Origin of the sequence: Campylobacter sp. RM16192 (assembly GCF_004803855.2) — a bacterium.
Classification (GTDB): Bacteria; Campylobacterota; Campylobacteria; order Campylobacterales; family Campylobacteraceae; genus Campylobacter_A.
This window is the reverse complement of sequence record NZ_CP012552.1, coordinates 1237590-1262770: the sequence shown is the minus strand read 5'-3', so window position 1 is coordinate 1262770 and position 25181 is coordinate 1237590. Positions and strand designations below refer to the sequence as shown.

Annotated in this window: 28 protein-coding genes; 13 read left to right on the top strand and 15 right to left on the bottom strand. The window is 34.7% G+C overall.

The window, feature by feature from the left end:
- The 3 genes from CDOMC_RS06705 to CDOMC_RS06695 all read right to left on the bottom strand — a co-directional run bounded on the left by CDOMC_RS06705 (window position 1) and on the right by CDOMC_RS06695 (window position 1217).
- Window positions 1-183, bottom strand: coding sequence for a hypothetical protein (locus tag CDOMC_RS06705; protein ID WP_172128884.1), 183 nt, complete (start codon window positions 181-183; stop codon window positions 1-3).
- Window positions 184-285: 102 nt separating this feature from the next.
- On the bottom strand, window positions 286-711 hold the full coding sequence (locus CDOMC_RS06700) for a desulfoferrodoxin family protein (protein ID WP_172128883.1): 426 nt from the start codon (window positions 709-711) through the stop codon (window positions 286-288).
- 86 nt (window positions 712-797) lie between these two features.
- Window positions 798-1217: a copper resistance protein NlpE N-terminal domain-containing protein gene (locus CDOMC_RS06695; protein ID WP_172128882.1), complete on the bottom strand. Its 420-nt coding sequence runs from the start codon at window positions 1215-1217 to the stop codon at window positions 798-800.
- A 110-nt stretch (window positions 1218-1327) separates the two neighbouring features.
- On the opposite strand from CDOMC_RS06695, the gene CDOMC_RS06690 reads away from it, so the two are divergent.
- From CDOMC_RS06690 to CDOMC_RS06640, 11 genes are all read left to right on the top strand, one after another.
- The gene (locus CDOMC_RS06690; RefSeq protein ID WP_172128881.1) at window positions 1328-2242 is read left to right on the top strand and encodes an SPFH domain-containing protein; all 915 of its coding nucleotides are present in this window, start codon (window positions 1328-1330) and stop codon (window positions 2240-2242) included.
- A gap of 49 nt (window positions 2243-2291) precedes the next feature.
- Entirely contained in the window at window positions 2292-2654 is a 363-nt protein-coding gene (locus tag CDOMC_RS06685) for an NfeD family protein (protein ID WP_236861376.1), read from the top strand.
- Window positions 2655-2920: 266 nt separating this feature from the next.
- Window positions 2921-3109, top strand: coding sequence for a hypothetical protein (locus CDOMC_RS06680; protein ID WP_172128879.1), 189 nt, complete (start codon window positions 2921-2923; stop codon window positions 3107-3109).
- Window positions 3081-3344, top strand: coding sequence for a hypothetical protein (locus tag CDOMC_RS06675; RefSeq protein ID WP_172128878.1), 264 nt, complete (start codon window positions 3081-3083; stop codon window positions 3342-3344). Before CDOMC_RS06680 ends, CDOMC_RS06675 begins: the two co-directional genes overlap by 29 nt.
- Window positions 3341-3556, top strand: a complete 216-nt coding sequence (locus CDOMC_RS06670; protein WP_172128877.1) for a hypothetical protein — start codon at window positions 3341-3343, stop codon at window positions 3554-3556. The genes CDOMC_RS06675 and CDOMC_RS06670 overlap by 4 nt, the downstream gene beginning before the upstream one ends.
- Before the next feature lie 32 nt (window positions 3557-3588).
- Entirely contained in the window at window positions 3589-3987 is a 399-nt protein-coding gene (locus CDOMC_RS06665; RefSeq protein WP_172128876.1) for a hypothetical protein, read from the top strand.
- A gap of 147 nt (window positions 3988-4134) precedes the next feature.
- On the top strand, window positions 4135-5256 hold the full coding sequence (locus CDOMC_RS06660; protein WP_172128875.1) for a hypothetical protein: 1122 nt from the start codon (window positions 4135-4137) through the stop codon (window positions 5254-5256).
- A gap of 162 nt (window positions 5257-5418) precedes the next feature.
- Complete coding sequence (locus CDOMC_RS06655) at window positions 5419-6471, top strand: dehypoxanthine futalosine cyclase (protein ID WP_172128874.1); 1053 nt, start codon at window positions 5419-5421, stop codon at window positions 6469-6471.
- Window positions 6468-7694 (top strand): M16 family metallopeptidase, encoded by a 1227-nt coding sequence (locus tag CDOMC_RS06650; protein WP_172128873.1) that lies wholly within the window; start codon window positions 6468-6470, stop codon window positions 7692-7694. Before CDOMC_RS06655 ends, CDOMC_RS06650 begins: the two co-directional genes overlap by 4 nt.
- Window positions 7684-9498, top strand: a complete 1815-nt coding sequence (gene recG / locus CDOMC_RS06645) for an ATP-dependent DNA helicase RecG (protein WP_172129669.1) — start codon at window positions 7684-7686, stop codon at window positions 9496-9498. Before CDOMC_RS06650 ends, recG begins: the two co-directional genes overlap by 11 nt.
- Window positions 9499-9507: 9 nt before the next feature.
- Entirely contained in the window at window positions 9508-9729 is a 222-nt protein-coding gene (locus CDOMC_RS06640) for a 2-hydroxymuconate tautomerase family protein (RefSeq protein ID WP_172128872.1), read from the top strand.
- Window positions 9730-9765: 36 nt separating this feature from the next.
- Here CDOMC_RS06640 and hpf read toward each other — a convergent pair whose 3' ends face one another.
- From hpf to fliW, 6 genes are read right to left on the bottom strand one after another with little or no spacing between them, the layout of a single operon-like run.
- Window positions 9766-10293 carry a ribosome hibernation-promoting factor, HPF/YfiA family gene (gene hpf, locus CDOMC_RS06635; RefSeq protein ID WP_172128871.1) on the bottom strand — a complete coding sequence of 176 codons (528 nt, stop codon included), beginning with the start codon at window positions 10291-10293 and terminating at the stop codon, window positions 9766-9768.
- A gap of 43 nt (window positions 10294-10336) precedes the next feature.
- A complete protein-coding gene (locus CDOMC_RS06630) occupies window positions 10337-10777 on the bottom strand; it encodes a hypothetical protein (protein WP_172128870.1) in 441 nt (146 codons plus the stop codon).
- Complete coding sequence (locus tag CDOMC_RS06625) at window positions 10777-11697, bottom strand: type II secretion system protein (RefSeq protein WP_172128869.1); 921 nt, start codon at window positions 11695-11697, stop codon at window positions 10777-10779. The genes CDOMC_RS06630 and CDOMC_RS06625 overlap by 1 nt, the downstream gene beginning before the upstream one ends.
- The gene (locus CDOMC_RS06620) at window positions 11697-12281 is read right to left on the bottom strand and encodes a type IV pilus modification PilV family protein (RefSeq protein WP_236861290.1); all 585 of its coding nucleotides are present in this window, start codon (window positions 12279-12281) and stop codon (window positions 11697-11699) included. Before CDOMC_RS06620 ends, CDOMC_RS06625 begins: the two co-directional genes overlap by 1 nt.
- The gene (locus CDOMC_RS06615; protein WP_172128868.1) at window positions 12275-16315 is read right to left on the bottom strand and encodes a hypothetical protein; all 4041 of its coding nucleotides are present in this window, start codon (window positions 16313-16315) and stop codon (window positions 12275-12277) included. The genes CDOMC_RS06620 and CDOMC_RS06615 overlap by 7 nt, the downstream gene beginning before the upstream one ends.
- A 30-nt stretch (window positions 16316-16345) precedes the next feature.
- On the bottom strand, window positions 16346-16729 hold the full coding sequence (gene fliW / locus CDOMC_RS06610) for a flagellar assembly protein FliW (protein ID WP_172128867.1): 384 nt from the start codon (window positions 16727-16729) through the stop codon (window positions 16346-16348).
- Window positions 16730-16886: 157 nt separating this feature from the next.
- On the opposite strand from fliW, the gene CDOMC_RS06605 reads away from it, so the two are divergent.
- The gene (locus tag CDOMC_RS06605; RefSeq protein ID WP_172128866.1) at window positions 16887-17534 is read left to right on the top strand and encodes an outer membrane protein assembly factor BamD; all 648 of its coding nucleotides are present in this window, start codon (window positions 16887-16889) and stop codon (window positions 17532-17534) included.
- Window positions 17535-17543: 9 nt separating this feature from the next.
- Entirely contained in the window at window positions 17544-19958 is a 2415-nt protein-coding gene (gene lon / locus CDOMC_RS06600) for an endopeptidase La (RefSeq protein WP_172128865.1), read from the top strand.
- Between the two features lie 101 nt (window positions 19959-20059).
- Here the strand turns inward: lon and rpsR are convergent, their stop codons facing one another.
- From rpsR to CDOMC_RS06570, 6 genes are all read right to left on the bottom strand, one after another.
- On the bottom strand, window positions 20060-20320 hold the full coding sequence (rpsR, locus tag CDOMC_RS06595; protein WP_169942306.1) for a 30S ribosomal protein S18: 261 nt from the start codon (window positions 20318-20320) through the stop codon (window positions 20060-20062).
- A gap of 20 nt (window positions 20321-20340) precedes the next feature.
- On the bottom strand, window positions 20341-20916 hold the full coding sequence (locus CDOMC_RS06590; protein WP_172128864.1) for a single-stranded DNA-binding protein: 576 nt from the start codon (window positions 20914-20916) through the stop codon (window positions 20341-20343).
- Between the two features lie 9 nt (window positions 20917-20925).
- The gene (rpsF, locus tag CDOMC_RS06585) at window positions 20926-21312 is read right to left on the bottom strand and encodes a 30S ribosomal protein S6 (RefSeq protein ID WP_172128863.1); all 387 of its coding nucleotides are present in this window, start codon (window positions 21310-21312) and stop codon (window positions 20926-20928) included.
- 80 nt (window positions 21313-21392) lie between these two features.
- Complete coding sequence (gene holA / locus CDOMC_RS06580) at window positions 21393-22379, bottom strand: DNA polymerase III subunit delta (protein WP_172128862.1); 987 nt, start codon at window positions 22377-22379, stop codon at window positions 21393-21395.
- A complete protein-coding gene (locus CDOMC_RS06575; RefSeq protein WP_172128861.1) occupies window positions 22372-24294 on the bottom strand; it encodes an RNB domain-containing ribonuclease in 1923 nt (640 codons plus the stop codon). Before CDOMC_RS06575 ends, holA begins: the two co-directional genes overlap by 8 nt.
- Window positions 24291-25109: an HDOD domain-containing protein gene (locus tag CDOMC_RS06570; RefSeq protein WP_172128860.1), complete on the bottom strand. Its 819-nt coding sequence runs from the start codon at window positions 25107-25109 to the stop codon at window positions 24291-24293. Before CDOMC_RS06570 ends, CDOMC_RS06575 begins: the two co-directional genes overlap by 4 nt.
- Window positions 25110-25181 lie beyond the last annotated feature (72 nt).

Here is a 25181-nt window from a genome sequence, read left to right as displayed (position 1 = left end):
TTATTTATCCCAGCTTACTATGATCTTAGAAACCGGGCCATCAATGCTTAGAGTATCGATACTATGCTGCTTTTTGCCTATCAAATTTGAGCCGTCAAACTCAAATTTCGCCCCTGGCATCTTAATGTTCTTGAAAAATGTGGTTATAGAAATTGGCAACAAAGCATTCGTATAAAATTTCATATAAAAGTATCCTCAAAACTACTGTTTTTATGAATTATACAATTTTTTATTAGCAAATTTGATTAAGGAGTTTTCTAAAGAGTGCTGAAAGCACTCTTTTTACTATAAAGTTATAGTGTGTGTGAAGTTGCCGTGTAGATTACAGCGCGCAGTTGATCTTAGAGTTTTTACGCCTTTTAGATTTACTCTTGCGGCTAGATATCCGCGTGAAGTTTCAGGCTCTAAGCTTACTTTTGATACTAGTTTATCATCGGCAAATAGATCTACTTCATATATCCAGTGTTTAGCTTCGCTTGGGTGGATTATGTTTTTTTGTCCTACTGTGACCTCTACTAAGGTCCAGCCTTTAGCATCTACGTCTTTTACCATGATTTCAGGCAAGTGTTTAGCCTCAAATTCTGTTAAATTCATAGGATCTTTTGGCATCATATCCTTTTTGTTTGTGATAAGCTTCTCGTCGTAAGCACAGGCTGATGAAACTGCTACACCAGCAACTACTAAAGCCTTTAGGGCATCTCTTCTCTTCATTTACATCTCCTTTAACATAAAATGCAAGCGGATTATAACAATATATTTATAAGATTAAACTTATATTTTAGTGATATTTTTATATATTAGTTTAAGGATTTATAAATCAAGTTTTTAGTGAAATAGTCTTTTATGAAGCTATCTTTGTTTTCAAGCTTTTTTAGATTTCTGCCGTCAAATCTATATCTGCTTTTTTCTTTGTATTGATTTATTAGTGTAACTTCGTCGTTTTTTACGCTATATGAGCCATTTTCTATCGTTCTTTGAGCGCTTTGTTTTTGAACTATGGTCTCTATCTTAAATGTCCCATCTTTGTTAAGTTCTAGTGTGCTTATGGCGCTTTTGCAATCCTGACATGCTATGATTGCTCTGTAAACGCCTGATATATTAGAAACGGCAATACAGGTAGATGAAGAATTTTTGCTACACTCTGAAGTTTTTAAATCGTTAGAAGAACAACCTGTGAATACCCACACACTAACTATAAAAAATACTATCTTTTTCATCGTCTATCCTTTTAATTTTGTGATTATAACTAATTTAAGCTATAAGATAAGCTACAAAATTTTAAATTCATATGTGTTATAATTGTTTAAAATATATAAAAGGAGCCAAAATGTATAGCGAGCCATTTATTGTTTTTGTGGTAATTATAGCTGTTTTAGTTTTTTTGTTTTTAAAGGCTGGAATTAAAATAGTATCGCAATCAGATATTATGATAATTGAGCGTTTGGGTAAATTTCATAAAGTTTTAGACGGTGGATTTCATCTGATAATTCCTTTTATAGATAGAATTAGAGCCGAAATAACAGTTAGAGAACAGCTTGTGGATATTTTAAAACAGCAAGTTATTACAAAGGATAACGTAAATATCTCTGTTGATGGCATAGTGTTTCTAAAAGTAACCGATGGCAGAATGGCTCTTTATAACGTGGATAGTTACAAAAAGGCTATTGCAAATTTAGCTATGACGACTCTGCGTGGCGAAATAGGCGCAATGAATCTTGATGATACTTTAAGCTCTAGAGATAGATTAAATGCTGCGCTTCAAACAGCACTTGGTGATGCGGCTAGTAACTGGGGAGTAAAGATCATGCGTGTTGAAATCTCTGAAATTTCAGTTCCTGCCGGAATTGAAGCTGCTATGAATATGCAGATGAAAGCCGAGCGCGAAAAGCGCGCCATAGAGCTTAAGGCTCAAGCTGAAAAAGAGGCTTTAATAAGGAATGCAGAAGCCTTAAAGCAAGAAAAAGTATTACAGGCTGAAGCGATAGAGAGGATGGCGGATGCGAAAAAATACGAGCAAATAGCTATCGCGCAAGGTCAAAAAGACGCTATGGATATGATAAATGAGAGCATGGAAAAAAATGCCAATGCTGCAGAGTTTTTGCTAGCCAGAGACCGAGTAAGTGCTTTTAGTGAGCTTGCAAAAAATAGTAGCAAAGATAAAATTTTAGTGCCTTATGAGGCAACAGAGCTAATCGGAGCTATTAGTGTTTTAAAGAATTTTATAAGCGCTAAGAAAAGTTGAAATTTAGGAAAATAAAATGATATCTCCATTTTTTGTTCTAGCTTTAGGAGTGTTTTTGATAGTGGCCGAATTACTTATAGGATCATTTTTTATAATGTTTTTTGGCTTAGGATTTTTGATAGTTGGAATTTTTGGATTTTTTATTGAGATGCTTTGGTATCATCAAATTTTACTTGTAGCTATTATTTCTATTATTCTACTTTTTACTCTTAAAAAACCTATAGAAGAGAAATTTTATAATTCTAAAAATGAAGTTAAAGATGATTTTTTAAACGAAAGCGGAATAGGAGAAGTAAAAGAGGGTAAGGTTTACTTCAAAGGAACACTTTGGAATTACGACGGTGAGCTAAAAGAAGGAGATAAAGTTCAGGTAATTGGTACTAAAGTAAATAAGGTTATATTGAAAAATTGATGAAATTTACTACTAGTAATTATTGTTGTATCAGTTTCTTATACTGATATTTTAAATTCGATTTTAAGTTGCTATTTGATCATAAAAATGTTTTTTAATAGTTAAGTTAATATTTTTTATTTTAAAGCAGATTATTTTTTTGCTTAAATATATTATTTTATCTCATAAATTATATAAATTAAAATAATTATATTGTACTTTAGCACAATAGAAATCTTTACTTAAAATAATGTATAATATAATAAATATTAAAAAAGGATGATCTTATGGCAACTATCACTGGTGTAGTAAAGCAAATTTCAGGAACTGTTTTAGCGGTAGACGCTAATGGAAATCAAAGAGTACTTAAAATTGGAGACGAGGTATTTTTGGGAGAAAATATAAAAACTCAAGGAGAGTCAAGTAGTGTAGCTATAGCTCTTAATAATGGCAAAAGAATTTACAGTTTTAGGTAACGACGAAATATCGTTAAACCAAGCTTTTATAAATTCAGGATCACAAGATAATGTAGTTGCCGATGTAAATTCATTACGACAAGTAATCTTGCAAGGTGAAAACCTAGAAAAATTAGAGGAAACAGCAGCTGGTGATGGGGCAATCGACCAAGTAGGAACTTTTAGTCAAACATCATTTACAAAAAGCGGTAGCATATCTAATGTTCTTGCTAATTACGGTGATTTGATGATTTGACATTTAATACCAGAGATTTTAGAGAAGTATCGGGTTCTGATTTTTCAGATACTACTTCAACTTCAGCTCCTATTGTAACATTTATTGCGGATGTTAATAATGATGGTTTTTTGAATAAAAATGAAAATGATTCAGATAAAAACAAGGATCAAACATCAGTAAAAATAACAGTTCCTTCTGACGCTGAAGTAGGAGATACTTTAAATATGTAATCGTTCAGGATAAAGATGGAAAAAATGTTCCTGTGGATGGTGATGGCAATATAAAGATAGATGGTATAAGAATGGTTGATGGCGAATCATCTACTCTTAAAGCTGAAGTTGCAGGCAAGGGCTCTGATGAAGGTTCTGTAACGCTAACACCTATCACAAAAGAGCTAACCGTCTCATTTGACGAGGATAACGCAAGTAGAAACAAAATCTTAAGTAGAGATGAGAGTATGACTGATGATAAGGCCTTGCACAAAACCGTGGCTAGAGTAACGATACCTAAAGATGTTGTTGAAGGCGATAAAATAGTAGTTAATATCACAGAGCCTCAACCTGACGGTTCATCCGCCACAAGAACTGAAGAATTCATTATCGATAAAAATGCCACAGTAACTGATAATACAATAGCAATTCCCGGTGTGGTAGTCCAATAAGGTAAAACAACATCAGTAGAGGCTAAAATTAAAGATCATGCAGAAAAAGTTATAGTCGACCCTAAAAAAGCTGATATTGGGCTAGAAAGCATCAAAGGCAAAGAGCTAGAAGTCGTATTTGATGAGGATACTAGCAATGACGGCATTATGAGTAGAGATGAGGTTATGAAAGATAGCAGTTTTAGATCTACCACAGTTAGCATCAATCTGCCAAGCAACGTAGTGACAGGAGATAAGATAAGATTAACTATCTCTGAGCCTGGTAAAACTGATGTTCCAAAAGAGCTTACTATAAATAAAGATGATAATGGAAATATAGCTCTTAGTGGTAATGATGCTGCAAGTTTGGATTTTATAATTGAAGGCAATAGCATTAAGCTTCAAAAAGTAGCTATGCTTGATACTGATAAACCAAAAGAAATTTTTACGTCCGTAAAAGCAGAACTTACAGATAGCGATGGCAAACACGGCTCAAGTAGTGCAGATCAAGCCGCATTGCTAAAAATGCAAGACATTAAGGCTATGGAATACACAGAAGGTAGCATAAATAAAGATGGTGCCATTGAGATAGATCGTGCTCAAAATAAAGCAGACAAAGACATAAGCTCTACAAAGATATTTATGCGTCTACCTGATGATGCGGTTGTGGGTGATAAGATGGTTATAAGTTATACCGATCCTGATGATAATACAAAAAATATTACACAAGAGTTTCTGATAAGTGAGCAGGATATGAGCCTTGGAAAGATTGAAGCAACCATCCTTACAAAACCTAGTTCAGATATAACGGTTGCTTCAAAAACTATTTCTGAAGATGACATTGAGAGTTCAACTGTAACTTTTAAACTAAAAATAACAGATGATAAAGTAAGCGATACTATAGATTATGATGCTAAAAAAGATGGTATTTATGGTGGCTTAGGAAATGATACTTTAGTATTTAATGCAGATATTGATCTAAGTAAAGTTAATAGTTTAAATAAGAAAATAGATAGTTTTGAGATGATAAGATTAGGTAAAGATGGTGTAGCAGGAGCCGTAAAATTAACTATAACAGCTCAAGATGTGCTCGATGTAACTGATAAATCTGATACTATTCTAAAAATTATAGGTGATGGCAATGATAAGGTTGAGGGTAAGGGTGAGTGGGCTCTATCCGCTGATCAAACAAAGACCCATGCAGGATTTAAACTTTATGATAGCGTAAATCAAATAGATGGAAAAACTGTTCAAATTATGATAGATACAGATATAAAAACAGATTTTTAATCTGTTTTACCCCAAAGGAGAACTTTTACTCCTTTGGGGTATTTAATCTTAATACTAATACTTTTTATTAAATTTTACTATTAAAAACTCTTGAATTTTATCTTTTATCATATTTAAAACGATTTTTGGATACACTTTTGCAAATTTAAACAAAGGAAAATTTTGGCAAGACTTAGTGTAGATGAGGCTATAAATTTGATAGAAAATGCTGAGCTTAACGAGCTTGGAGCTATGGCGCTAGCCAAAAAAAGAGAACTTCATCATGACAAAATCACAACATTTATCGTCGATAGAAACATAAACTATACAAACGTATGCTGGGTTGATTGCAAATTTTGCGCATTTTATCGCCATGCAAAAGAAGAAGATGCCTATGTGCTGAGCTTTGAAGAGATAGGGCAAAAGATCGAAGAGCTGATCGCTATCGGCGGCACGCAAATTCTTTTTCAAGGCGGCGTGCACCCTAAGCTCAAGATTGATTGGTACGAAAATTTAGTCGAGTGGATCAGCAAGACCTATCCACAGATAACCATCCACGGTTTTTCAGCAATTGAGATTGATTACATCGCAAGAGTTTCTAAAATTTCAACTCGCGAAGTTCTAGCCCGCTTAAAGCACAAAGGACTTTACTCGATCCCAGGAGCGGGTGCCGAGGTGCTAAGCGACAGAGTTAGAGACATCATAGCGCCTAAAAAATGCGACACCGCAACTTGGCTAAGAATCCACAAAGAGGCTCACGAGCTTGGCGTAAAATCAACGGCAACGATGATGTTTGGCACGGTTGAGACGACTCGCGAGATAGTTGAGCACTGGAAGCACATTAGGGATTTACAAGACTTTACCGGCGGCTTTAGAGCTTTTATATTGTGGAGCTTTCAAGGGCTAAATACCAAGCTAATCGCCGAGCAACCTCAAATCGAAAAACAATCCTCAAATCGATATTTAAGACTACTTGCGGTTTCAAGGCTATTTTTGGATAATTTTAAAAATATTCAAAGCAGCTGGGTTACGCAAGGAAGCTACATCGGACAGCTTGCACTGCTCTTTGGCGCAAACGATCTAGGCTCAACCATGATGGAAGAAAACGTCGTAAAGGCCGCAGGCGCAGCATACAGAATGAATCAAGACGAGATGATAAATTTAATCCGCGATGTAGGCGAAAAGCCTGCAAAACGCAATACAAACTACGACATATTGGAGAAATTCTACGAATGAAAGCTGTAAATTTAAAAGTTAAAAACACTCAAATTCCCGTTATCTTTGAAAGTTCAAAGGCTTTGCCTGTAGTTTATCTTAAGCTTATTTTTAAAGTTGCCGGAAGCTGTGAAGATTCTAAAAAGAGCGGTCTTGCAAATTTAATAGCTAAAATTTTAAATGAAGGCACCATCAGCGAAGGGGCGAGCGGATTTGCTAAAGAGCTTGAAATGAGAGCGATAAATATGTATGCAAGTGCCGGATTTGAGACCATAAATATAGAACTAAATTGCTTGAAAGAGTATTTTGGCTTTGCTACTAAAAAACTTCAAGAGCTATTAAGCGAGCCAAATTTGACTGATGAAATTTTAAATAAGCTGAAAAAACTTACTCTTGGTGAAATTTTAAGTAATGAAAACGACTATGACTATGTCGCAAAATCCGCTTTAAATGAGCTTTTATATCCAAAAACAGCTTTGGCAAATCAAATAACAGGAACCAAAGAAAGTATAGAAAAAATCAATCTTGAAGATATTAAAAATTTTTTAAAAACTCATCTTGATTTAGCTAATTTATTTGTAGTTTTTGGCGGAGATGTGGCTATAGACGAGCTAAATTTAGATCATATCTTGACAAATTTAGATAGTGGCAAGAAAAGAATACAAGATAAATTAAAAACAAGTGAAAAAATGAGCGAAAAGTTTATCATTAAGCCGAGCGAACAGGCATACGTGTATTTTGGCGCTCCTTTTGAAGTGGATATAGAGGATAGGTTTAAGGCTAGAGTGGCTACATTTATTTTGGGAGAGGGTGGATTTGGCTCTAGGCTAATGGAGGAGATTCGTGTTAAGCGAGGACTTGCGTATTCGGCTTATGCTAGGGCGGGGTTTGCTCCTAGTTATTCTCAAATAGCAGGCTATTTGCAGACAAAGAACGAAAATAAAGACAATGCTATAGCGGTAGTCAAAAGCGAATTTGAAAGATTTGTTAAAAAAGGTGTGAATTCTCATGAGCTGACTCAGGCTAAGAAATTTTTACTAGGTTCTGAGCCGCTTAGGCAAGAGACATTGCTTAATAGATTAAATATCGCCCAAAACGAATTTTATAATGGATTGAGACTTGGACATTTCAAGGAAGAGCTTGATAAAATTTCAAAACTAAAACTTAGCGAATTAAATGAATTTATTACTGCGCATACCGAGATAACAAAGCTAAGTTTTGCCGTGCTTTATAATGAAATTTGAAGCAAAAGACAAAGAAGACTTAAATAAAATAGGGATTTTTACCCTGCTTGATCTGGCTCTAAAAATCCCAAAAAACTACGACGATACCACGCTTGCAAATAGTCCCAGGGATGGTAATGTGAGCGTAGAAGTTGAGATAAAAAATTCATATAGACAAAATGGGATTTTGCATATTTTAAGCTGGTGTGAAAGCTGGTCTCAAAATATCAAAATAGTGATTTTTAATGCTAAGTCATGGCACTTTGGGGCTTTTAAAATTCATAAGAAAATATATATTAATGGCAAGTGTTCTTATGCATTTGGCGGATGGGAGATAACAAATCCAAAAATAATCACAAAAATCAACGAAATAATACCAAAATATAAACTAAGTTTACGCGATGATAGATTTTGTTTTTTAACTAAAAAATATATCAAATTTGAAAATTTGATTTCTGAAGGGCTAAGCCAAAACGAAGCCGAATTTTTGACTAAAATTCATAAAAATGACGAAAATAGCGTGACCATTTTAGATGAATTAAACAAAGAAAGTTATGGGGTTGAGATTTTAAAATTTGTAGAAATTTATAACTATTTAAAAAAGTTAAGCTCCAAAAAGATAAATTTTAAGGCAAGTGATATAGAAATTTTTGATATTTTGCCATGGATAAATTCATTGCCATTTAAGCCAACGAGCGATCAGCTGAGCGCAATAGAGGATATAAGAGGAGATTTTAGCTCAAATTTAGCAAAGAGACGCGTAGTGATGGGCGATGTGGGAAGCGGCAAAACTCTTGTAATTTTGGCTGCCGCACTTATGGTATATCCAAAAACCTCTATAATTATGGCTCCTACTTCTATTTTAGCTGAGCAAATTTACGATGAGGCTGTTAGGCTTTTGCCAAAATTTATGAGTATAAAATTGATAAAAAGTGGAGAAAAAAAACACGAATTTGACGGAGCAAATTTGATAATAGGTACGCATGTATTGCTTTATCGCGATTTGCCAAGCGCGCCACTTGTTATGATAGACGAGCAACACCGCTTCGGTTCAAACCAAAGAGAAAAGATAAATCAGCTAGCTAGAGATGGCGAAAAATACGCTCATATTATTCAATTTTCTGCGACTCCAATACCAAGAACTCTTAGTATGATTCAAAGTTCATTTGTAGAATTTAGTTTTTTAAAACAGATGCCTTTTAAGAAAAATATTCATTCACAAATTTTACAAAGCAGTGATTTTGAAATGCTTATAAAACATATTAAAAAAGAGATTTCCAATCAAAAACAGGTCATAATAGTCTATCCTCTTGTAGAGAGTAGCGAGAATTCGAATTATCAGAGTTTAAGCGAGGCTCAGGCATTTTGGTTAAGGAATTTTAAAAATGTCTTTATAACTCATGGAAAAGACAGGGAAAAAGAGCAAATTTTACGTGAATTTAGAACTGGTGGAGATATCCTGCTTTCTACTACGGTTGTTGAAGTTGGTATATCTTTGCCAAGGCTTACTACTATTGTGATAGTAGGAGCTGAGAGACTAGGTCTTGCTACTCTTCATCAATTGCGCGGACGAGTAGGCAGACAAGGAGGAGAGGGCTTTTGCTTTCTCTTTACCAAGCTTAAAAATCCTCCTGAAAGACTAAAGGAGTTTTGTACTACTCTTGACGGATTTAAAATTGCTGAAATAGATCTTAAAAACCGTCAAAGCGGAGATATTTTAGGTGGAGCTTTTCAACATGGAGCTACTTTTGAATACTATGATTTTGAAGAGCATATCACACAAAGTGCTAAAACACGTCTATCTTTGCAAATAAAAACGATTTAAAGGATACAGATGCCATTTGTAAATATTAGGGTGACTAAAGAAAATAATGAGCCTACGACAGAGCAAAAGCAAAGGCTGATTGCCGGTGTAACTCAGCTAGTGGCTGAAATTTTAGGCAGGAATAAAGCCTCAATTGTAGTGATAATAGATGAGGTTGATACAGATAACTACGGACTTGGCGGTGAAACAATCACAAATTTAAGAGTTAAAAGCAGTATGAATCAAGAGTAAGTTAAGAAAGAAGAGCGGATCCCTCCGCTCTAAATTTTAATAAAGTCCGAATTTGCCGTCTGTGCGTTTATATATAACACGCATTCTTGCATCTATATCGTTAAATACGTAAAATTGCATTTCGCTGTTTTTTAACTTTTCTAAAGCATCTTCTATCTCAAGCGGTTTGTAAAGCTCTAGTTCCATAGGTATAATTTCATCGACACCTTCTATTGGCTCATCTGCAATTCTGGCTCTTATCTCTTTGCCTTCATCTTTGTTTTTGACTGTTGTTATCTTATCGTGCTCTCTTCTTAGAACCTTTGAAGCGCGATCTACGGCCAAATCAACTGCTGCGTATAAATCTTTATCTTTTTGGCGTATTACTATAGTATCTTTTCTTGCTAAATTTATCGCAAATTCGACCGAAAAGCCCTTTTTTCCGTTTTTTTCATCTGCCGAGATGACACAACGTCCTGAAATGATGTCGAGATTATATTTTCCAAGAGCGTCAAATGCGTTCTCTACATAACCTTTTATAGAGTCTGTTAGTTCAAATTGTTTACCTACAATGCTTGTGTTCATTATATGGCTCCTTTATTAGAAATGTGCCATATTATAACACATATTAAAGCTTTTGGATAGTGCGCCTATGGAATCTAACAGGAGTGTTTGTGATATTTTGATTTGCTGTTACTGTAACATCAAGTATTACTGTACCTTTGGATGCATCTGTAGATATAGCTGTACCGCAGCCATTAATATCGCCAAAAATTTTTACAACATCAACTTTGATTTCAAATAATTTATCGCTAGTATCACTAGGAAATTTCGTAATTAAAAAATCTACGCCAGGACAGTTTGTGGCACTTAATTTGTTTTTGTCAAATAATATTTTTTCTATAGCCATCTCTGCTGCACCTTGAGCTAAAAGCTCAGCTTGCTCTCTTAAAAATATATCGGTAGTATGTTTTGCTGTTGAAGTTGATAAGCTAAGTGCAAACGCTCCAAGAGTGGCTACTAAAACCATAAAAAATATCGCCATAACTATTGTAAATCCGCTTCTCATTAGTATATCGCCTTTGTCTTGCACACGGTTGTCTCCTCTTCTCCATCTCTAAGTGACCTTCCCGCATCTCTTATACATAGTTTAAGCACTATCATATTGCCTATTTCTTTAAAATTAAATCTAGTAACATTTGTTGCTATTATAGCACTATTTGAATTTTTACCATTGTATTGGTTGTCCGCTCCTAATAGCCATGGACGATAGTTGTAGTGTAATATTAAATCAGAATCACCGTCGGCAGAAGGTTTTCCTGGGGCGATAGCATAAGCAGTATGTAGCAAATAATAGTACTCTGATATTTCGGTTTCTTTGTATTTAGGAATAGTTAAATTTGTAGTGCTACCTGTTGTGGTATTTACTGTGCCTATAGAGTTTGCATTTACTTTATCATAGCCAAAAGATGTGTTAATAACATTAGATCCTGTACCTCTGAAATATATTCCTACTTTGCCGTTACTAAGTGTTGCTTGTTTGTTTGTAAGGTCTGATATTGTGTCATTTGCATTATCCAGCTTACTATATGGTGTTTCTATTTTTCCTCCCCCTCCACCTGTTGTAGTTGGTGGAATTGTATTTGTATGTTCGGTATCTACAAAACCACTCCATCCACTGTCTTGAAAGCTTTCATAACTATAGGCAATCCATTCCAATATAATATAATCTTGATTAAGCCCTGCATCAGATGTTGAGATGAAATTTCCGTCCGATTTTCTGCCTATAGTCGATCCTTTGATTCTAAACATAAGTCTTTTAGCAATTTGCTCTAAAGCTATTTCTGTTTGGGCCTCCAGAGTGTTTATTGCTCTGCTTTGTAAATATCCTCTGTATATATTTAGTATTATGTCTGTGCTTAGAACGGAGATAATGCCTGTAATAACCAAAACTACTATCAGTTCAATAAGTGTAAAAGCTTTTTTCATTACCATGATTTTTTCAGTATTTTAGGACTATCGCCTATGTTTGCAGAATAGGCTGTAAGTATTATATTGGTATTTGGATTGGTTTGCGCAACTATTGTATTTATTTTTATAATTTTGATGTTATCATTTGTCATAGTGCCTACTTCAGATTTTAATGATGCTTTTACTATGTTGTCCCTACTGTAACTTTTTGTTGCAAATTCTACATAGGCTTCTTTTTTGTCAAAAAAATCTATGTTTTTTTCTGATGACAAACAAGCTTCATTCTTGCTAATATTAGAAAAATTTCTTCTATCATTCTCACCAATTAAATTTTTTGTGTAAAAATTATTTGCTGGATCTCCATTAAAAATAGGAGTAGGCTTACCCATAAGAGATGGATCATTTACACAACCCCACGGTGTTTTAAGTATAAGAGCCATATGCGTTTTAGTATCCATTACGCTTTGTTGAATTATAGCCGATGTGTTATTTTTGGCATTTTGCATTATTATTGTGGGAATAGATAAAAAAACTATTCCCATTACTACAATAGAAATTACAAGCTCAAGTAAAGAAAATCCTCGTCTCATATTATTTACCATTCCAGCCTTCTATTTGTTTCGCTAGGCAGTGTTTTTCCTCCTACAATAGATCCAACACCTTCTGTGTTTTTACCTTTTTTATTTAAAGATTGTCCTCCCCATGCCTCGCTATCTGTAAAATTCACTATAAAATCATTTGTTTTTGCATTGTTGTCAATCTCATTGAACAATAACCAAGAAGAAGCTTCCATTTTTATAGTATCTGAACCAGGTTCAGAGCTTGATAGATTGATTACCTCTACTCCTTTTGTTATTGGAGATATTATTGACAATTGTGTATACTTAGAATTTGGCGTATAGCTTTTGACTTGACCTAGATTAGCATTATCGTGTTTTTCATTGATAAACCAATTTATTTGATCCGGAAATGATTTGGCATTTTTTGCTATTGCATATTTGTCTTTATCACAAAGATTGCAGTATATACCAAAATATACATTATGTTTAAACCCTTTTTTAGGACCCTTGCCTTCAGTGGCATGCACTCTTCCATAGTAAAAGTTAGCATTTGTTTCATTTTTTAGATCTGGTTTAATATAGGCTGCCCCTTTTACTGAATCCGAATCACTTATATTATTAAATGTAAAAATTTTACTATTTACGGCAAAAGGGTTTCTCGTAGTTTTAATATTTTTGTCAAAATTAAACCTTATTGCTCCACTAGCAACCGCTTCAGCATCACTAAATGCAGTATTTTTTATTTGGTATTCTCCAATTTTGTTAGTGCTTTTGTCAATTTTGTTTATTTTACTGCTATCATCGTTATCAAAAAATAAAATGTCTTGTTTTATATCATTAACATTTTTAATGATAGTACCATCATTAGATTGCTTGTAGTCAGGTATTAGACTGTCTATGTCTATTGTAAAATTTACATTTTTGGCATAGCAACTTTGTGTGTATAGTTTCGCTATACTTTTTTTATCGTCATCTATTCTTGCTTGCGCATGAAAAAATAATTTAGCATACATTTCCGCATCTTTAGATGTATAAGTCATATTGTTCTGAAAATTTGAAACAGCGACATTGTCTATCAATATATCATTAGGTAAAAAATGAAAATCAAATGTTGATTTGGTATTGCAACCTATTTTTCCATCAGCATTTGGTTCTGTAGAATCACTATTTGCTATACAATCATTTGATGAATGATCTACTGCTGTAAATGCTGAGTCTTGCAATGTGAGTTTTGCAGGACCTATGTCTGGATACGAGAAATTTATTGCGCCGGATTTATAAAATTTTGCTTTACCCATACTAAAATTAGCATTGATTTCATGTCCTACTATTTCTGCAAAAACACTAGGATTTATATTTTTCTTGCATAATTCACTTGGATTTGATACAAATTGAACAATGTCTTTTGCAGAGCTATTTTTTGGAGATTTTGTTTCCAATACTCTATTGTATTCTGTGGCTATATTATTTTCTTTAAATACGGCTACAACTCCTATGTCTTTATAGTTTCTGCCTCCTATCAAATTCATTAAATAAGAATCAGTTAAAAATTTATTTGATGCAAAATCGTACATTCTAAATTTTTGAGGCCTTACAGCAAATCTATCCGATAGACAATCTGATATAATCTTGCCGCCAGGAGCTGTAGCTGTATTTTGTGGGTTTGTTGTAGGCTGCTCAGTCGAATCTTTATATGACAATCTAAATGTCAGAAATGGATAAGCATTATTGATTATTAGCTTATTTTTTGGTATTTCTATAACTCCAATATCTTTGTTGAATGTTAATCCCTTTATTTTTGGTATTACAGACTCACCATCACAATTTTCTACCACTTCAACATCTACTTTTAATTCTTCTAATGGACCTTTTGGAGTTTCACCATTTTTCAATTTTTGATCCATGTAAGCAATTTTAACGCTAAATGGCTCTCCTGCTAGCTGTGTATAAAGTTGCTCAGAGTCACCCTTTTTTTTGAAGTTTTGATTTACGGCTTTTAATTCTGCCATATTAAAAATAGTTACAAACTGATCTGTTTGTTTGCATTTATCTATAATTATTCCGTTTGTGTAGTTAAGATTAAGATCTTTGTTTTTAAAGGATGCTTTATAAGTATTTTCTTTAAATTCTTCATTTACTTTTATGTCATATCTAATAAAAGCATTGTCGTTACTATAAAGATGCCCACCACTATCTTCACTAGCTCCTTGTCCTAAATTTACTCCAATGCCGTTTGCAATTTTTTTTTGAAGATTATTTGCATTGTCTTTATTTAGTGTTCCAAGTATAAAATTAGATTTTGAGCTATATGGATGGACATACGTACTATCATTTACATAGCTTCCAGTTTCAGGATTAATATTTGCAATTATAGATAGATAATCTACATCTTCATTTGTTTTATTTTTTATGGTAAGTTCTACTCTTAATATATCATCCTTTCTTAATACAGTTTTAGAGTCTTTATTTTTGCTGACTTCTTGGAAAGGGGTATTTTTGTCGTTCTTTCTTTGGTAAAACAACTTCTCTTCGTAGCATACATTCGGGACATATAAGTCTGTAGAGAATGCCACAAGAGGAATTGTTGCTGCGTCTCCTGTTCTGGTGGAAACGCCGTTGCCATTATCTATGGTTATTACGTTAGCCGTAAATTTGGCATAAACTTCAGTTTGTTTATTTGATAAAAGTGAAGAGATATCGTATGTGTCTAAATCCGTTCCGCTGTTAAACACCTTGCTTGGATTCATATGTTTGCCAAATCTTGAAATAGTACTATTGAATTGAGATCCTTTAGGGTTTATTGGGTTTGAACCTAAATTATATACAGATTTATCATCATTATATTCATCATTTTTATTTTTCTTAAGCTGAATATTCTCTGCCAATATCTCTTTCGCTCCCCCAAATGACAAAATGGTTAATGCAGAATCGAATTTACCATACTTTGGGGTATAAAAATCTTCGAAGTAAATTTCAATACTTGCTGGCGCTTGCAAAGGAGATAAAGATCTCATTCCATCATATATGGTTATTCTTTTTGGTTTTACATTATGATTTTCTTCTTTCCCAAAATCATAGACTATAACAAGAGTCCAGCCTCCTTGGTTAGCAGATTTTTTGGCAGACCACGTTCCATCATTAGGATTGCTTGTATAACGTGGTGTAAAACCCCATATATATTCTACCGGTTTTCCGCTATGTATTTTTATATCTCCGGCACTAAAAGTTCTTTTTGCTACTGTGGTTCCTAGTGATTTTTTTACTATATCTGTCACATCATAACTTGCTTGGTATGCAAATTTAAAACCCAAGTAGGTGAATGAAGAAATCCATCTTGTATCTTGATGTGAAGCTACTAAAGTTGCATAATCCATACCACCATTCTTGTTAGGGTATCCAAATCTTATCTTATGAAACCCTCTTATTCCTTCAAAATACTTGCCTATAATTTGATTAATATTTTTTGGACCTGGTCTTTCTCCTTCTGGCCATTTTTCTGATATGATTCCACCCCAGTATAGTCTAGCAAATATGACTTTGTCGCCTGTGATTTTATTGTCTATACTCTCTCCTTCTTGATTTACTCTATCTGAAAAATCAAAGACGGCTTTTGAAGAATTTATTGAATATGAGCTATCTTCTTTTTCATATACTGTCGTTGTAATACCTGTTTTTTCCAAATGAATCTTTGAGTCAGATAGTATTGGTTCATAATTATAATATCTTCCTTGCTCATCATTACCTACTGGTTTAATTACTGAAGCGCCTATCACCTCTATATCTCCATATATTACCTTTCTTTCCGGCTTAGCTCCAGCGTATGTATTGTCATCTATGACTCTTTTTTTAAGATTTATATCTTCATTGTTCACCACAAATCCATATCCAGGTCCAACAGATACAATACCACCACTTTCGTTTTTTACTATCTCCCCTTGATCGTCAATTTCTGGCAAACTTGAAAAATAAAACCTGGTAATTGAATGATTAAAGCCATCAATGTCATTTCTTTCTTCAGAAATCAAGCTACTTGCTAATATAAGTATTGCAAACAATAAAAATTTTATTTTTTTCATTTAGTGTCCTTTTATGACTAAATTAGAATTTTACTTTTGTATAAAATCTGAAATTTTCTCGGCTTGTTTATAGTCTGGATAACTATATACATCTAAAACCACCTGAGATAATGTCATATTGGTCATATTACATATAATAGGAGCGATAAAATTTACGGTAGATGTCTCTATCGGAGTGCTTACAACCATGATGTTATATACTCTTAATTTACTGTCATCATTTATATCCATGAGTTCTTGGTAGTATGTAGGTATATCGAATTCATAATTTCTTAAAGCGTAAGGATTAATCATGGTAAAAGATGTATTATCGTCTTTACTTTGAAGTTTCACAAAAAATTTATCAAGCTCTATAAGTTCCATAGTTTTTATATGTTCAAATCCTAAAATTGGGCTTTTTACTTCAAATACCATAAGCATCTCCTATAATTTTTTAAAATTCTTTACCATAATTATATCAAAATTTTCAATACATTAATAATTAAACATAAAAAATATATAAATTTATTGAAAAATAACTGAATCAATAGTAAAATATACGGTTTTTATGAAATTGTAAAAAAGGAATAACATGAGATCGTTTATTAAAATTTTGAGTTTTTGTATATTAATTATTTTTGCAAGTGGTTGTGCTGAAAAATACAGCGAACTTTATAACTTAACACCTGACGAGTGGTATACTCAAATAATAGCAGACATTAATGATAGAGACTTGGAAAGCGCCGATAAACATTATACATCTATGTCAAGCGAACACGTAGCAAGCCCGATGCTTGAGCAAATTTTGCTAATATTGTCACAAGCTCATGCAAACGAAGAAGAATATCTGTTAGCTAATTTTTATCTCGATGAGTATATCAAAAGATACGGCGATAATGGTCCTAGAACCGAATTTGCTCAATACCTTAAGATTAAGGCAAATTTTGACTCGTTTTCACAACCAAACCGTAATCAAAAGTTAATGCAAGATAGTGTAGCAGAGATCGAAAAATTTCTTTATATCTATCCAAATACCAAGTATAGACCTTTAATAGAAACTATGCTTACTAAATTTCAGCTTTCTATTTTTTACCTTGATGAGCAGATCGCTGATTTATATGAACGAACAGGCAGAATTGAATCGGCTACAATTTATAAACAAAAGGTAGAAGAGTCGCCTTTAATGGATGCGAATTTGATACCGCCACAACTTCCTTGGTATAGAAAAATATTTGAGTAGGAGAAAAAATTGCAAATAAACGAATCAAAGGCTTTTCCGACAGAACTTCCTGTAATAGTAGAGGATGAGCTATTTTTATATCCTTTTATGATAACTCCACTGTTTTTAAGTGATGATGAAAATTTATCCGCTCTGAATTTAGCCATAGAAAATCAAAGTCAAATTTTAGTAGCTTCAGTAAAGCCACAAAATGAAGGAATGAGGGATTTTGAAGGCATTTATGATGCGGGCGTTATAGGAACTATTATGCGCAAGGTTCCTCTTCCTGACGGGAGAGTAAAAATTTTATTTCAAGGATCAAGCAAGGGTCGTATAATAAATAAAATAAGTGTTAAGCCTTTAAGGGCTGTTGTGGAGGTTATCCATGAAAAGCACCCTACAGCCGTTAAAAGTGATGCTTTGGTGACCGTTCTTAGGGAAAAAGTTAGAGATCTAGCTGCCCTTAGCCATTTTTTCCCGCCAGATTTGTTAAAGACTATAGAAGAAAGTGTTGAGGTAAATAGAGTTTGTGACCTTGTGCTAAGTTCGCTTAGATTAAAAAAGCAGATCGCTTATGAGTTTTTTATAGAGGAAAATTTAGAACAAAAACTTTTAAAGCTTATTGACTATATTATTGAGGAAATTGAAGCCAATAAACTTCAACGCGAGATAAAGAACAAAGTTCATTCTCGCATTGATAAAGTTAATAAGGAGTATTTTTTAAAAGAACAGTTAAAGCAGATTCAGCAAGAGCTTGGTGCTGACACTACGCGTGAAGATGAGATAGAAGAGTATCGCAAAAAGCTTGAGAAAAAGAAAAAATTCATGGCTGATGATGCTTATAAAGAAATCAAAAAGCAGATTGATAAACTAAGTCGCATGCATCCAGATTCTGCTGATGCCAATACCATTCAGAGCTATCTTGACTGGGTTATTGAGGTGCCTTTTGAAAATATTGCAAACAAAAAGCTAAACGTAGCCGAGGTTAGCAGACATCTAAATACCGATCACTATGGCCTAGCTAGACCAAAAGAGAGAATTGAGGAGTATTTTGCTTTGCGTGAGCTTTTGGAGCTTAGGGGTGTGGCTGATAAAGTAAATAATGGCGCTATTTTGTGCTTTGCGGGACCTCCTGGAGTTGGTAAAACTAGTCTTGCAAACTCTATTGCCAAGGCGCTTAAAAGAGAGCTTGTGCGCGTGGCACTTGGCGGACTTGAAGACGTAAATGAGCTTAGAGGTCATAGAAGAACCTATATAGGAGCAATGCCGGGGCGTATAGTGCAGGGTTTAATTGAAGCTAAGCAGATGAATCCTGTCGTAGTGCTTGATGAGATAGATAAGGTCGGCAGAAGTTTTCGTGGTGATCCTACGGCTGTTTTACTTGAAATTTTAGATCCGGAACAAAACAATAAATTTAGAGATTACTATCTAAATTTTAATATAGATCTAAGTAAGGTAGTATTTGTGGCTACTGCAAACGATGTTGGCTCTATCCCACCTGCACTACGCGACAGGATGGAGTTTATCCAGCTTAGTTCATATACTCCGCAAGAGAAATTTGAGATAGCCATGAAATATTTGATACCTCAAGAACTTAAAAAACACGGTTTAAGATCAAGCGAGGTGAGCTTGGGCAAAGATGTCTTAAATTTAATTATATCTGATTACACAAGAGAGAGCGGAGTAAGAAATTTACGCAGACGTATAGCGGATATATTTAGAAAAGTTGCAAAAAAACTTTTAAGTGATATGAGTATTAAAAAAGTGAATATTACTACTAAAAATTTGAGTGAGTTTTTAGAGAAAAAAGTATACGAGATAGAGCCTGCGGATAAGATAGATCAAGTAGGGCAGGTTAATGGTCTTGCTTGGACAAGTGTGGGCGGAGATGTTCTAAAAATAGAGGCTATTCGCATTCAAGGCAAAGGCTCTATGCAGATAACCGGGTCTTTGGGCGATGTGATGAAAGAGAGTGCATACATAGCATTTAGTCTCGTTAAGGTATTGATAGACAATAAGAAGATAAAAGTGCCTACTAAAATCATACCCGTTTTTGCAGATGATAAAAAGAAAGTTGAGCCAAGCGATGTGTATCGTAGGTTTGATCTGCATATACATGTGCCAGAAGGTGCGACTCCCAAAGATGGTCCAAGTGCTGGAATCACGATGGTAACCGCAATAGCTTCGATACTTACCGATACAAAGGTTAGGGCTGATGTGGCTATGACAGGAGAGATAACTTTAAGTGGTAGAGTTTTACCTATAGGCGGGCTCAAAGAAAAACTGATAGCGGCTCATAAGGCCGGCATAAAAACTGCTTTAATACCGCGCAAAAACTATGAGCGTGACCTAAATGAAATACCTGTAGATGTAAAAAGGGATGTTAAAATTATAGCGGTTGATACGATAGAGGATGTACTTAAAAATGCTCTCGTATTAAAATAATAATTTGGCTTTTATGAGAGGGAAATCTCTTGTAAAAGCTCTATAAGTTTAAAAGTTTTTTATGAATTTTATGGTTTAAAGCCCAATTAAGGGCTTTAAGATTATAGTCCTTCGAAAGGATTTGTTACTACGTTATCGCGATCTACAATATAAGGGATAAACGCCGCATGTCTAGCTCTTTTGATAGCTTGCTCAACCATCTCTTGGTGTTTTTTGCAGTTACCTGTAAGACGTCTCGGCATTATTTTAAAACGCTCTGAAAGAGAGTATTTTAAAAGTGTTGTGTCTTTGTAGTCTATAAAATCAACTTTTGCTTCGCAATATTTGCAATATTTTCTTGAATATTTTCTTTTCTCTGCCATCTTTAAATCCTAATCCTTAATTAAAATGGTATTGTCTCGTCGCTGTCGTACTTGTCAGCGTCTACATCTATATCTTGAATTCTATCGTTGTAATCATCTTGTCTAGGCTGTCTGTTATAGTTTTGCTGACTTGGTGTTTTTGCGCCATTGTTTGCATAACTATTTGTATTTTGACCATAGCTTTGGTTGCTATAGTTTTGATTACCGTAGCCACCGCTTTGGCTGTATCCGCCTTGTTGATTACTGTTTTGATTAAATCCACCTTGTTGTTGCCCTGAACCGCCTAGCATCTCCATATTTTCAACGCTTACGCTGTGTTTGCTTCTGTTTTGTCCGTTATTGTCCGTCCACTGATCAAACTTTAAGCGACCCTCAACTAGAAGTTTTGAGCCTTTTGAAAGATATTGGTTTGCTATTTCAGCCTGTTTGCCAAAAAATGTAATATCGATGAAGCAGGTTTCTTCACGTTTTTCGCCATTTGCGGTAAATTTTCTAGTAACGGCTATAGAGCTGTTTCCTATCGCCGCGCCGGCTGTTGTGTATCTAAGCTCGATATCTCTTGTAAGATTTCCTACTAAAACGACTTTATTAAACATTTTTCGTCCTTATGCTTCCTGTGACGGAGTCTCTTCAGCTTTTGGTTTTGGTTCTTTTTTGCTTTGCTTGATACCTTTGCTTAGTCTTTCCCAAGCCGCAACTTCTTTTTTGTTCTCAAATTTCACTGTTAAGAATTTGATGATGTCTTCATTGATTCTTATGATACGCTCAACTTCTGCAATCGCAACTGTAGGAGCTGTAAAATAAGCTACAAAAAATACACCACGCTCATGTTTTTTAACCGTATAAGCAAGCTTTCTTGTGCCAAGCGACAACAAAGATGCAATCTCTGCACCATTTTTTGTAAGGATTTCTTTTATGAAATCAACTTTTGCGCCTACTTCTTCTTCAGTCAAGGTAGGCTTAAATACGAATAAAAGTTCGTAATGCTTCATTAATTCTCCTTGTGGGTATTAAGCTCGCATGCGAGCAAGGATGTCTATAAAGACAAGGACTGATTTTATCTTTTTTTTACTTAATATTTGCTGTTTTTATGGATTAAATTTTGCATAGAGATAAGTGAGGATAATAAAAAATGTGTTTTGTCAAGCTTTGCATTGGTCTTTATCTCAAATTCCATTAAATTTAAGGCCATAAAAATTTCTTTATATGTTTTTAAATTTATGCTCAAGCATTGCTTTTTAAGCTCGTTTGCGATGTTTGGAGGTGGTGTGTAGCCAAGAGTTTCTTTGATGTCAAATTTACCCTCTATCTTGATAAAGCTGTGGAGTTTAAAAAGTCTAAAAAAGGCTCTGTAAAGCGAGTTTATAAATAAAATTTCACTAAAATTTCCATCATCCGCGCAAGAGAAAAAATCCTGCCTGATATCTTTTAGATTTATAAATTTGTCGAAAAAATCGTCAAAGCTTATACTTGAAAGAGAAAATACCAAATTTCTAACTATATTTTCATTGATCGGCTCATTTAGGCTTGCAAGCTTATTTAGCTCGCTTGCAGCTAAGTATAAATTTTCGTTGTGGATCCTGTAAAGTTCAAAAAGAGCGTTTTTAGTTATGTTTAAATTTATCTTTCCTGCTTGCCTGCTTAGCAAAGTTACCGCTTCATCGGGAGAATTTGGCTTAAAAAATCTAGCAAAATTCACGCCGAAAGCCTTTTGTGTATCAAAGGTCACCTTTGCGTCCGCTTCGTAAAATTCATAAATAAAAGCACCACCATTTTTGCAAGCCTCAATTAGCATTTTTAGCTCTTTTGACGGGATTTTTTTATCGCTTTTTATATGAAGCAGCGGCTCGTCGCCAAATAGCGAAGGTTCGCAAAGATGTGATTTGGCAAGGCTAAAATCATACTCATCGTAGTAGAGGCTGAGCAAATTTAGCCCTTCAAATTTAGCCAAAATTTCTTTGGCAAAGAGCTCTATTTGATACTCATCCGCTCCAAAAAGCAAAAAGGTATTTGGAAATTTCGGGCTTTGCAGTATCCCCTCAAGATCTCTTCTATACATCGATTTTTTTGACTACTTTTGCGAAAATTTCACCGCTTGCTATATCTGCATCAGTTATCTCTATGATAAGTTTTTGAAGCAGCTCAGCCGAGTATGAGTTTAGGTATATCCTAGCGCCCTTTATCTCATCATCAAGCTTTGCAACGAGCATGTTTTGATTTTCGCTTACGTAAGCTTTAAATCTCTGTCCAATGCGCTCTTTTGCCCATCTGGCAAATTTTCTATCCATGAAGTCATACGCTACTTTATCCGCTTCGCGCTCAAGTTCGCTTAAACTAGCACAAGTGCTTTCGATGTTTAAAAGTAGGTAGTTAAAGAGCTTTTTATCGTTTTTCATCTTGGCTTTTAGCAGTCTATGAAGCGTTAAATCAGAGTAGCGGCGAATCGGGCTTGTAAAGTGAGTATAACGGTCAAATCCAAGTCCGAAGTGTCCTAAATTCTGAGCTGAATACTCAGCCTTCTTTTGAGCTTTTATGATGAGTTTATCTATCTCTTCTCGGTTACCCATGGCGTCTGCTTGAGCTTGAATTTTACGTATCAAATTCGCAAGATCGCTTTCATATACGAAGTCAAATCCAAGCGAAGCTAAGTCCTGAAGCAAATTTTCGATCTTTCTGATGTCTGGTGTGCCATGATTTCTAAAAACTCCTCTGCCGTCTATCAGCTTTGCCGCGGCTTTGTTGGCTAGTAGCATACAGTCTTCAACAAGTCTGTGTGAGTTTGAGTCGCTCTCAAATCTGGTTGCAAGCAGCTTGCCCTCATCATCAAGGCTCATCCTAAGCTCTTCTGTTCTAAAGTCAAATGCGTTTTTAAGCCTTTTGGCGCGCAAATTTGAGGTAAGCTCAAAAAGTGGCTTTATCCAAAAGATCTCGCTAGCTCTTTTGTCTTCTAAAATTTCATCGATCTCATCGTAGTTAAATCGCTTTTTGGAAGTGATGATAGCTTCAAAGAGCTCTTCGCCAACGACATCTAAATTTTTATTAAGTTTAATTTTAAAGCAAAAGGCAAGTCTTGCCACATCGGGCTTTAGCGAGCAGATGTTTTCGCTAAGACTTCGCGGCAACATCGGTATAGCGATGTGAGGAAAATATATCGAAAACCCTCTTGTTTTAGCCTCTTTATCGATCGCTCCGTAACTGCTTACATATTCGCTTACATCAGCGATTGCGACGTAAATTTCTAAATTTTTCTCATCAAAATATATCGCGTCGTCAAAGTCTTTTGCATCTATCGGATCAATCGTACAAAATTCAAGCTCACGCAGATCAGCTCTGTTTGGATACATGCTGGCATCAACGCTATCTCCCCAAGCCTTGGCTTCAAATTCGCTCGCTTCGCTAAATTTATCGTTTTTGTTATAGATCGCAAGTGAAATTTTCTCATCTGAAAAAGGATCGTTGATGTTGCCTATGACTTCGGTTATCTCGTTGTTTAAGTTGTTGATTTTTAGCAGTGTGCCTATAGGCAGTGCTTTTAGTGATTTTTGAGTGGCTTTTAGCGCTATGCTAAGCCCTGTTTTTAAATTTACTCCTAGGATCGCCCGTCCAAAGTGCTTGGTGTAAACTACGCTTGTTTCGTTTGCTGGTTTAAGCGTGAGAACTACCTTTGCACTTTGGCGTTTTTTATTAAGCGGAAGCAGTTTGGCTAAGATAATATCTCTGTAGTGAGAGTTGTTTAAATTTTTGTTTTCTATGAGGATATCTTGCTTAAATCGCTTGTCAAACGGCATTAAAAATCCTGTACCGTTTGAGCTTATATCAAGCTTGCCGCATACAAAGCCGTTGTTTAGGTAAAATTTGTTGTTATGAGAGGTGATAGCGCCTAAATTTAAGAGATTTCTAAGCGTCTCTTTGTGGTCGCTTGAAATCTCCTTTTCGCTTAATCCATCAAGTAGTCTGATTAAAAATTCTTTCACAAATTAGCTTTTACTTTAGCCACGGCTTCTAGGAATTTATCGTGAGCAAAGCCGTATTCGTCAAGGAATGGAAGTGTGTTTTGGATGCTTTCATCATCAAGCTGATGGAAGATATTTACCGCATTTTTTATGATTCTTAAGGCAACTGAGTATTGTTTGATGTGCTCAGGAGCATCTTCAGGCGAATTTGAGAAGAAAATAGAGTCTACTAACTCTGATTCTAGGTTCCACTGCTCAAAAATTTTAGCTGTTACAACCTCATTTGATATGTCAAGTATTTCATTTTCAAGCTCGGCAAGATCAAAAGGGCTTGATATGTCTTTTAGCTTATGTTTAAATTCGCTAGCTCTGTTTGTTTCGATAAGTTCGTGAGACAGAACTATTTTGCCGACTTCAAGCATAAATGAAGCAGGTGACAAAATAGCCAAAAATCCAGGATTGATTTTACTATACCAGTTATACATTAAAGCATTTTGCATGATTGATATGTTTAAGAAATCTTGGCTTGTTATGTCATATGGATCAAGATCGATCTTAAAACTCTTTTTAACTGCACTTGACAATGCAAAACCCCTAATTGTAGCCATTCCAAATAGAGAAACTGCTCTAGATACAGTTGTTATCTCTCTACTAAAGCCATAAAGCGGAGAGTTTGCAGAGCGCAGTATATTTGCCGTTAGCATAGGGTCTTTTTCTATGACCTGAGAAAGCTCTCCCAAGGAGCCGTTTTCGTCAGAACAGATAGCTTGAATTTTTATAACAGTATCATCAAGCGGCGGAAGTGTTTTAATGTGTTTGTATATTGATTGATTCATAATTTCACGCTTTAAATTTAGATTAATTTTTCGGCATTTTACACTAAATGGCTTGTTAAAAAACTTAAATTA